At 69.6% G+C, this 9,917-nt stretch carries 9 protein-coding genes; 8 read left to right on the top strand and 1 reads right to left on the bottom strand.

Annotated features, from left to right (window positions below; all coding sequences use genetic code 11):
* The first annotated feature begins 8 nt into the window (after positions 1-8).
* The 3 genes from ftsY (at position 9) to ACX80J_RS12140 (ending at position 3,106) form a co-directional block, all read left to right on the top strand.
* Positions 9-1,202, top strand: a complete 1,194-nt coding sequence (gene ftsY, locus ACX80J_RS12150; protein WP_459347942.1) for a signal recognition particle-docking protein FtsY — start codon at positions 9-11, stop codon at positions 1,200-1,202.
* A gap of 240 nt (positions 1,203-1,442) precedes the next feature.
* A complete protein-coding gene (locus ACX80J_RS12145) occupies positions 1,443-2,771 on the top strand; it encodes an ammonium transporter (RefSeq protein ID WP_459343375.1) in 1,329 nt (442 codons plus the stop codon).
* The gene (locus ACX80J_RS12140; protein WP_055773303.1) at positions 2,768-3,106 is read left to right on the top strand and encodes a P-II family nitrogen regulator; all 339 of its coding nucleotides are present in this window, start codon (positions 2,768-2,770) and stop codon (positions 3,104-3,106) included. The genes ACX80J_RS12145 and ACX80J_RS12140 overlap by 4 nt, the downstream gene beginning before the upstream one ends.
* Before the next feature lie 104 nt (positions 3,107-3,210).
* On the opposite strand, the gene ACX80J_RS12135 is transcribed toward ACX80J_RS12140, so the two are convergent.
* Positions 3,211-4,650 (bottom strand): glucose-6-phosphate dehydrogenase, encoded by a 1,440-nt coding sequence (locus ACX80J_RS12135; protein WP_459347941.1) that lies wholly within the window; start codon positions 4,648-4,650, stop codon positions 3,211-3,213.
* 178 nt (positions 4,651-4,828) lie between these two features.
* Here ACX80J_RS12135 and ffh point away from each other — a divergent pair, with 178 nt between their 5' ends.
* The 5 genes from ffh to rpsP all read left to right on the top strand — a co-directional run bounded on the left by ffh (position 4,829) and on the right by rpsP (position 9,916).
* Positions 4,829-6,409, top strand: coding sequence for a signal recognition particle protein (ffh, locus tag ACX80J_RS12130; RefSeq protein ID WP_459347940.1), 1,581 nt, complete (start codon positions 4,829-4,831; stop codon positions 6,407-6,409).
* A 46-nt stretch (positions 6,410-6,455) separates the two neighbouring features.
* Positions 6,456-7,163 carry an alpha/beta fold hydrolase gene (locus ACX80J_RS12125; RefSeq protein ID WP_459348111.1) on the top strand — a complete coding sequence of 236 codons (708 nt, stop codon included), beginning with the start codon at positions 6,456-6,458 and terminating at the stop codon, positions 7,161-7,163.
* Positions 7,164-7,272: 109 nt separating this feature from the next.
* Positions 7,273-8,403: an amidohydrolase family protein gene (locus tag ACX80J_RS12120; protein ID WP_459347939.1), complete on the top strand. Its 1,131-nt coding sequence runs from the start codon at positions 7,273-7,275 to the stop codon at positions 8,401-8,403.
* Positions 8,404-8,460: 57 nt separating this feature from the next.
* Positions 8,461-9,357: a VOC family protein gene (locus ACX80J_RS12115; protein WP_459347938.1), complete on the top strand. Its 897-nt coding sequence runs from the start codon at positions 8,461-8,463 to the stop codon at positions 9,355-9,357.
* A 154-nt stretch (positions 9,358-9,511) separates the two neighbouring features.
* The gene (gene rpsP / locus ACX80J_RS12110; RefSeq protein ID WP_301227184.1) at positions 9,512-9,916 is read left to right on the top strand and encodes a 30S ribosomal protein S16; all 405 of its coding nucleotides are present in this window, start codon (positions 9,512-9,514) and stop codon (positions 9,914-9,916) included.
* The last annotated feature ends 1 nt before the right edge of the window (position 9,917 follow it).

Here is a 9,917-nt window from a genome sequence, read left to right as displayed (position 1 = left end):
GTGGATCAGTGAACGACATCCTTCTGCCTGTCATCTTCGTCATCCTCGCGATCGCCGTGATCGGGTCGCTCGCCGTCCTCCTCGTCCGGGGTCGGCGCACACCTCCCGGGCTCTATTCCTCGCCCAGGGATCCCGACGACCTGGCCGGCGTCGCCGCCCACGGCGCCACCTCCCTCGACGTCCTCGACAGCCCGGACGGGACCACGACGGACGTCCTGGTGCCGGACGACCTCAGCACCCTCGACGAGGCGCCCCCCGCCCCGCGCTTCGACACCGTCGAACCCATGCAGGGCCGCCTCGCCCGGCTGCGGGCACGACTCGTCCGCTCGAACAACGCGCTCGGCAAGGGACTGCTCGCCCTGCTGTCGCGCGACAGCATCGACGAGGACGTCTGGGACGAGGTGGAGGAGACCCTCCTGATGGCGGACCTCGGCACCGAGCCCACCATGGAACTGGTCGACGCGCTGCGCGAGCGCGTGAAGGTGGCCGGCAGCCGCAACCCCGCCGAGGTCAAGGACATGCTCCGCGAGGAACTGGTGAAGCTCGTCGATCCCTCGATGGACCGCTCACTCGCCACGCAGCGGCATGCGGACCGGCCCGCGATCGTGATGGTGGTCGGCGTGAACGGGGTGGGCAAGACCACCACCGTCGGCAAGCTCGCGCGCGCGCTGGTCGCCGACGACAAGGACGTGCTCCTGGGGGCGGCGGACACCTTCCGCGCAGCCGCGGCGGAGCAGCTGGCCACCTGGGGGGCGCGCGTCGGCGTGCCCACGGTGAAGTCCGACATCGACGGCGCCGATCCGGCGTCCGTGGCCTTCGAGGCCGTCAAGGCGGGCATCGAGCAGGAAGTGGACGTGGTCCTGATCGACACCGCCGGGCGCCTGCAGAACAAGGTCGGCCTGATGGACGAGCTCGGCAAGGTCAAGCGCGTCGTCGAGAAGCAGGGCACGGTCGACGAGGTCCTCCTGGTACTGGATGCCACCACCGGGCAGAACGGACTCAACCAGGCGCGGGTCTTCGCCGAGGTCGTGAACATCAGCGGGATCGTGCTCACCAAACTCGACGGGACCGCGAAGGGCGGCATCGTGGTGGCGATCCAGCGCAGCCTGGGCGTGCCCGTGAAGCTGATCGGCCTCGGCGAGGGCGCGGACGACCTCGCGGCCTTCGACGCAGAGGGCTTCGTCGACGCGCTGCTGAGCTAGCCGTGCTATCGAGACGGCTGTCAGGACGCGCTGCCGATCGGACCGCCCCCTAGGGTCCAGCCGGGAACCCGGCAAGGGACCAGACCCTGGGAAACCTGCCGGAAACACTCGCGTCATGCGCCTTTTACGTCGGTGAGACTGATGTAACCTGCGCGCAATGTTCCGCCCCAAGGACGGAAACACGCCCATCGCATTCTGGAGGTGCGGGAAGTCCCCGCCCCTTTGGAAGGATCGTGTTTGATGGACCTCACAGCAGGCCACGTCTGGGTGATGATCTCAGCTGCCCTCGTACTCCTCATGACCCCGGGCCTCGCCTTCTTCTACGGCGGGATGACCCGTGCCAAGGCCGCACTGAACATGATGATGATGAGCTTCATCGCCGTCGGGCTCGTGGGGGTCGTCTGGGTCCTGTGGGGCTACTCGATGACCGGCGGGGACGGCATCGCCCAGCTCTTCGGCAATCCGTTCACCTCGTTCGGGCTTGCGAGTCTGATCGGCACGGAGGACCTCATCGGCGCGGGCTACGGCGCCACCTTCGCCATCATCACGGTGGCGCTCATCAGCGGAGCCATCGCCGACCGCGCCAAGTTCGGCGCCTGGACCATCTTCGTGCCCATCTGGGTCACGGCGGTCTACTGCCCGCTCGCGTTCATGGTGTGGGGCGGCGGACTCCTCAGCGCTGACGGTGCTGTCGGCAGCGCCGTCGGCGAAGCCATCGACTTCGCCGGAGGCACGGTGGTGCACATCAGCGCAGGCGTGGCAGCACTCGTCCTCGCCCTGATCCTCGGCAAGCGGCAGGGCTTCGGCCAGGACCCGGCCCAGCGCCCCCACAACATCCCGTTCGTGATGCTCGGCGCCGCACTCCTGTGGTTCGGCTGGTTCGGCTTCAACGGAGGCGCGGCAGGAAGCGCCGAGGAGGCCGGCCTGATCTGGATCAACACCATGGCAGCCCCCGCCGCCGCCATGGTCGGCTGGCTCATGACCGAGCGGATCCGCGACGGACGCCCGACGTCCCTCGGCGCCGCCTCGGGCATCGTCGCCGGCCTCGTCGCCATCACGCCCGCCTGCGCCAACGTCAGCCCCATCGGCGCCGTGGGCCTGGGCCTCCTCTCGGGCGCGGTCTGCGCCCTGGCCGTCGGCATCAAGTACCGCCTCGGCTTCGACGATTCGCTCGACGTCGTCGCCGTCCACCTCGTCGCGGGCATCGTGGGCACGCTGTCCCTCGGGTTCATCGCACTGCCGGTCGAGGGCGCCGGTGGCGGACTCTTCTACGGCGGCGGCGCCGGCCAGCTCGTGGCCCAGATCGTCGCTGCCTCCATCGCGATCGCCCTCTCCGCCGTCATGACCGCCATCATCGGCCTGGCGATCCACAAGACCATCGGGTTCCGGGTCAGCGCCGACAACGAGATCGGCGGCGTCGACCTCTCGGAGCACGCGGAGACCGCCTACGAATTCGGTGGACTGGGAGTGGGCGGATCCTTCCACCCCTTCGCCGAGCAGATGTTCACGCCGCACAAGACCACGCAGAAGACCACCCAGCAGAACGTCACGGAGGGCGTACATTCATGAAACTGGTGACAGCAATCGTTCGTCCCGACAAGCTCGACGGCGTCCGGGGAGCACTCGAGAACTACGGGGTCCAGGGCCTCACGGTCAGCCAGGCGAGCGGCTACGGCCGCCAGCGCGGCCATACCGAGGTCTACCGCGGCGCCGAGTACACCGTGGACCTCCTCCAGAAGGCGCGCGTCGAGGTCCTCGTCGCGGATGCCTGGGTCACCGACATCGTCGATGTCCTGGTCTCGACGGCCAACACCGGGCGCGCCGGCGACGGCAAGGTCTGGGTGATCCCGGTCGAGGAAGCCGTCCGCGTCCGCACGGGTGAGCGCGGGGACGCCGCACTGTAAGGCAATGTAGGAGACGCAGCAGGAGAACGACGGAAGGGCCGCCACATCGTGGCGGCCCTTCCGTCGTTCTCGGCGAGGCGCGGGGGAGGCGCGGGGAGCGGTCGTCAGGGCCGGCCGTGGGACGACGGCCAGGACTCCGGTCCGTTCGACCCGGCGGGGTACTCCTCGAGGGGTACCCGGTTCTCCGACCAGGCCTTGAGGACCGGCTCCACGATGCGCCAGCAGTCCTCGGCGGTGTCACCGCGGACGGACAGCGTGGGGTCCCCGGCGAGGACCCCGTCGAGTACCTCACCGTAGGGGAGCAGATCCGTCTCGTTGAGGTCTGCACTGAGGGTCGCGCGGTCCAGCGAGAAGATGTCGCCCGGTCCGTTGACGTCGAGTTCGAGCTGGAGGGTGTCCGGTCCGAACCCGATGCGCAGCTTCGTGGGCGCGTCCTGTCCCGTGAAGCCCACGGGCAGGTGGCTGACGGGCCGGAAGGTGATGACCGCTTCCTTGCGCTTGATGCCGAGGGCCTTGCCGGAGCGGAGGACGAACGGGACGCCCGACCAGCGCTCGTTGTTGATCGAGACGGTGACCTCGGCGAGGGTCTCGGTGCCCTTCGAGGGATCGACGCCGGGCTCCGCCGCGTAGTCGGGGATCCGGCGGTCGCCGATGGAGCCCGCCGTGTAGCGGGCGCGGCGGCTGCTGCCCGGGCTGTCGAGATCCACCGAGCTCGCCCGGAGGATCGAGCCGATGTGGTCCCGCAGGTCCCGCTCGTGCAGGGTCGACGGCGCGTTCAGCGCCAGCAGCGCCATGACGTGCAGCAGGTGACTCTGGATCATGTCGCGCAGGGCGCCCGCCCCGTCGTAGTAGCGGGCGCGGTTCTCCAGTGCGAGGTCCTCGTCGAAGATGACCTCGACCTTCTCGATGTGGAGGTTGTTCCACACCGGCTCGAGGATGCGGTTGGCGAAGCGCAGGCCCAGGATGTTGAAGACGGTCGCCTTGCCGAGGAAGTGATCCACGCGGTGGATGTTCTGCTCCGGGACCAGTTTCGCCAGCTTCTCGTTGAGCCGATGGGCCGAGGCCTGGTCCGTCCCGAACGGCTTCTCCATGACGAGGCGCGTGCTCTTGGGCAGGGAGTCCGGTCCGAGGGCGCTGCAGGCCTTCTGGCTGATGGCCGGAGGGAGGGCGAAGTACAGGGCCACCGGGCCTTCGAGTGTCTGCACCAGGTCGCCGAGCCCGTCCTGGGTGACGTCGATCAGGTGGTAGGTGCTGTTGTCGCGCACCTGCTGGAGGGATGCCCGGCCGGCGTCGTCCGCCTTGTCGAGGGACCCCGCGAAGGCTTTGTCGATGCGCTCGCGCCACTGGTCGTCGGTGAGGTCGTCGGATCCCGCGCCCACGAGCTTCAGCCCGTCGGCCCTGCCCAGGCGGATGAGCCGGGCGAGCCCCGGGAGCAGCAGGCGTCCCGTGAGGTCGCCGGAGGCCCCGAGGATGAGGAGTGTCTTCACCCGGGTATCGGCATCGGCGGGAATGGTGTCGTGTTCTGCGAGGGAGGAAGTGTCCACCTCTTCACCTTGCCACTTATCCCTGCGCGTGTCCTGCCCTCCCGCGCTGCGTCGCCCGTTGCGCCGGCAGTGTCCGGTGCGGCCGGACCGGCCCGCGTCAGGCATCCTTCCGGCACCCCCAGTTGGTACCCTAGGGAGTTGAGTCTCTCTACTTCCCGATGAAAGAAGTTCACGGCACGTGTTCAATTCACTCTCCGACCGGCTGACTGCGACCTTCAAGAACCTCCGTGGCAAGGGCCGCCTCACCGAGGCGGACATCGACGCCACCGTCCGCGAGATCCGGCGCGCCCTGCTCGACGCCGACGTCGCCGTGCCCGTGGTGCGCGCTTTCACGGCCGCCGTCAAGGAACGCGCCCTCGGCCTCGAGGTCTCCCAGGCCCTGAACCCGGGCCAGCAGGTCGTCAAGATCGTCAACGAGGAACTCGTCGGGATCCTCGGCGGGGAGACCCGCCGGATCCGCCTGGCGAAGAACCCGCCGACCGTCATCATGCTGGCGGGCCTGCAGGGTGCCGGAAAGACCACGCTCGCCGGAAAGCTGTCCAAGTGGCTCAAGGGCCAGGGACACAGCCCGCTGCTGGTCGCCTGCGACCTCCAGCGCCCGAACGCCGTCCGGCAGCTCCAGGTGAACGGTGAGCGCGCAGGCGTTCCCGTCTACGCGCCGCACCCGGGCGTCAGCTCCGAATTCGAGTCCGCCACCGGGGACCCGGTCGCCGTCGCCCGCCAGGGTGTCGCGGAGGCACGGGCGCGCCTGCACGACGTCGTCATCGTCGACACCGCGGGCCGTCTCGGCGTGGATGCCGAACTGATGCAGCAGGCCGCAGACATCCGCGCCGCCATCAGCCCCGACGAGGTGCTGTTCGTCATCGACGCGATGATCGGCCAGGATGCCGTCAACACCGCCCTCGCGTTCAACGAGGGTGTCGACTTCACCGGTGTCGTCCTGACCAAGCTCGACGGCGACGCACGCGGTGGTGCCGCCCTCTCCGTCGCCTCGGTCACCGGCAAGCCGGTCATGTTCGCGTCCACGGGCGAGGGACTGAACGACTTCGAGCTGTTCCACCCCGACCGCATGGCCTCGCGCATCCTGGACATGGGCGACATCCTGACGCTCATCGAGCAGGCGGAGCAGTCCTGGGACAAGGACGAAGCGGCCCGGATGGCGAAGAAGTTCGCCGACCAGGAGGAGTTCACCCTCGAGGACTTCCTCGCCCAGATGCAGCAGATCCGCAACATGGGCTCCATGAAGAAGATGCTCATGATGATGCCCGGTGCCGCCAACATGCGGGAGCAGCTCGAGAACTTCGACGAGCGCGAGATCGACCGTGTCGAGGCCATCGTCCGCTCCATGACCCCGCACGAGCGGCTCGCCCCCAAGATCATCAACGGATCCCGCCGCGCGAGGATCGCCCGTGGGTCCGGCGTGCACGTCTCCGAGGTGAACGGACTGCTCGAGCGCTTCACCCAGGCGCAGAAGATGATGAAGAAGATGGCATCCGGCGGAGGGATCCCGGGCATGCCCGGGATGGCCGGCCCCGGTGGCTTCGGCGGTCCGCGCAAGGCGAAGGCCGTCGCGGCCAAGGGCAAGAAGAAGCCGCGCTCGGGCAACCCCGCGAAGGCCGCCCAGGAACTGCAGCAGGCGGAGGCGCGACGCACCGCGGCCCGTACGGCGGCGCCGGGTGCAGCGTTCGGCGGTCAGCAGGACTTCGACCCGTCGGCCATGAACCTCCCGAAGGGCTTCGAGAAGTTCCTCGGGAAGTAGCGATTCCAGTGCAGCCCGCACCGGACCCGGCGGGTTCCTTCCAGTGCTGAGCCTCGAGCGCGTCGTCTTCGTCCATGGCAGTGGCCGTTTCGGAGCCGCCGCCTGGCCGAGGCAGCACGGCCTCTCGCTCGACTTCGACTGCCTGTACCTCCGGCGCCACGGCTTCGACGCGGAGGCGGAGCCCCTGGCGACGGACCACGATCGCGACCAGGAGATCCTCGCCGAGGCCCTGGGCGCCGGCGGGCACGTCGTCGCCCACGCGGAGGGTGCCGTTCCCGCCATGCTGCTCGCCGTCGAGCGGCCGGACCTCGTGGGTTCCCTGACGCTCATCGAGCCCGCGTGCCTCTCACTGACGGCCGGCCTCCCCGCGACGAAGGCGCACATCGACCTGATGGCACCCCTGGTCGCCGAGCGCCACGCGATGTCGGACGGGGATTTTCTCCGGGAGTTCCTGCGGCGCGGATCCATCGCGGAGGAAGCGGAGGAACCTGTGGGCGGTCCCGGGCGGGATGCCGCCCGGCTGCGGCTCCAGAGCCCGCCCTGGGAGGCTCCGCTGTCGATCGTCCCCGGCGTGCCGACCCTCGTCCTCACGGGTGGCTGGGAGCCACTCTACGAGGAGGTGGCCCAGTACCTGGCCGGAACAGGCGCCGTCCACCGCGTGGTCCCGGGCGGACACCGCCCGCACGACACCCCCGAGGGTGCCGCTCTCATCCGCGCCTTTCTGCGCTCCGCAGGCGAGGAGGCCGCGGCGTGAGCGCGCTCCAGCGGGCCCGCGCCCCGTTCCCTGCCGGCAAGACCCCTGTCGGCATGACCCCGCCGCCATGACCCCGCCGCCATGACCCCGCCGCCATGACCCCGCCGCCATGACCTCGCCGACCGGCGGCTACCTGCACCTCACGGGCACGGTGCTGCTGTCGCCGTCGCGCTCCGTCCCCGACGTCTACGTGCAGGACGGGCGGTTCACCTTCACACGGCCGCCCGGGGCACCGTCGCGCACACTGGAGGGGTGGGTCCTGCCCGGCCTCGTCGACGCGCACTGCCATGTTGGCCTCGACCGGAGGGGCCGCGTACCGGACGCCCTGGCCGAACAGCAGGCCCTGGCCGACAGGGACGCGGGCACACTGCTCATCCGGGACGCGGGCGTCGTCAACGACACGCGGTGGGTGCAGCAGCGGCCGGACCTGCCGCGGCTGGTACGGGCAGGGCGCCATGTCGCCCGCACCCGCCGCTACTTCCGCGACTACGCCGTGGAGGTGGAGCCCTCGCAGCTCGCCGACGCCGTGGCGGAGCAGGCACGGCGCGGCGACGGCTGGGTGAAGATCGTGGGGGACTGGATCGACCGGTCGCTCGGGGACCTGACTCCTGCCTTCCCGACCGCGGCCCTTCGGGACGCGGTCGACGCCGCCCACGCCGAGGGCGCCCGCGTCACCGCCCACTGCTTCGCCGCCGACACGCTCGACGGAATGCTCGACGCCGGTATCGACTGCATCGAGCACGCCACGGGGATGCTTCCCCGGCACGTCCCGCGCTTCGTGGAGCAGGGCGTGGCCATCGTCCCGACGCTGATCAACATCGACACCTTCCCCGCCATCGCCGACGGTGCCGCGGAGAAGTACCCGGACTATGCGGCGCACATGCGGCGCCTGTGGGGCGGACGGCAGGACATGGTGCGCAGGGCGCACGATGCCGGGATCGCCGTCTACGCGGGAACGGACGCCGGGAGCGTGATCGCGCACGGCCGCCTCCCGGACGAGGTGGCCGCGTTAGCAGCCGCCGGACTGGGTGCAGCGGCGGCCCTCGATGCCGCCTGCTGGTCCGCCCGCCGCTGGCTGGGCTTCCCCGGTATCGAGGAGGGGGCCGGCGCAGACGCCGTCGTCTGCTCCTCCGATCCACGCCGGGACGTCGGCACCCTGGCCGACCTCCGGGCGATCGTGCTGCGCGGAGCGGTCGTGCGCCCGGTGCCGAGGAGCCAGCCGTCCGCCTCCCCGGAATAACTTGAAGCTTCAAGTAGTTATGCGGAGGACAGTACGATCACCGCCGGAGGAGCCGCTATGCACCAGGACCTGCTACCCACCACCACCGCCATGGGCACGCTGACCCTTCGGGTCGGAGATCTCGCGGCCATGACCACCTACTACGCCACCGCGCTGGGTCTGGAGGTGCTCGAGGACCGTGCGGACGCCGTCGTGCTCGGACGCCGGGGGAAGGCGGTCATCCGCCTGGAAGCCGCCGGCCACCTGCGCCTGCCCCCGCGCGGCGAGGCCGGCCTGTTCCACACCGCCCTCCTGTTCTCGGACCGCGCGGACCTGGCCGCAGCCGTCGCGTCCGCGGCCCGCCATCCGCTCAGCTCCTACGTGGGCAGTGCCGACCACCTCGTGAGCGAGGCCTTCTACTTCAGCGATCCCGAGGGCAACGGCATCGAACTGTACTTCGACCGCCCGAGGGAGACCTGGGACTGGTCCCGGGACGAGCGCGGCAACCGCTCCGTCGTGATGGACAGCCTCCCGCTGTCGCCTCGGGCCTACCTGGAGGAACACCTGACGGAGGACGCCGTGGCGCATGCCGCGTCGAAGAGCGCGGAGGTCGGGCACGTCCACCTGCAGGTGGGCGACGTGGACACGGCGCAGCGGTTCTACGTCGACGTGCTGGGATTCGAACGGACGGCCGGCTGGCACGGCCAGGCCCTCTTCGTGTCGGCCGGAGGCTATCACCACCACATGGCCATGAACGTCTGGAACAGCAGGGGCGCCGGCCCCCGCAAGGACACGCTCGGTCTCGGCGAGGTGCTCATCCAGGTGCCCGCCGCCGACGAGGTGGGGGCGCTCGCCGACCGGCTCGCCTCCGCCGGGATCGCGAGCCACTCCACCGGGGCAGAACTGCGCTTCGAGGACCCCTGGCGCAACCGGCTGAGGGTCGCCGTCGCGGGCTCCCCGGGCGGAATCGCCTAAACTTCGCCCGTCTGGCACAATGGATTCGTACTCGATCCGTGCAGCCCCTCTCTCTGTGCGTGAATTGTGTCCTTTGAACCCCTCGAAATGGCCCGCCCCACGGGAGCAGGACGACGGGTTCGCCCCTTTTCATTTACAAGGAGTGACCACACAAGTGGCCGTAAAGATTCGCCTCAAGCGCATGGGCAAGATCCGCGCACCTTTCTACCGTGTCGTCGTCATGGATGCACGCTCCAAGCGTGATGGCCGTGCCCTCGAAGAAATCGGCAAGTACAACCCCACCGAGGAGCCCTCGTTCATCGAGATCGACTCCGACCGTGCGCAGTACTGGCTCGGCGTCGGCGCCCAGCCGACCGAGCAGGTCTCCGTGCTGCTGAAGATCACCGGTGACTGGCAGAAGTTCAAGGGACTCAAGGGCCAGGAAGGCACCCTGAGGACCAAGGCAGCCAAGGAATCGTTCGTCGCCCCCGAGAAGGGTTCGGTGATCGTCCCCGAGGCCATCACGCCGAAGGCGAAGAAGAACGACGACGCCGCCGCGGAAGCGACCGAGGCAGAGTAAG

This window comes from Arthrobacter rhamnosi, assembly GCF_054510975.1.
This window is presented reverse-complemented; position numbering and strand designations above follow the sequence as displayed.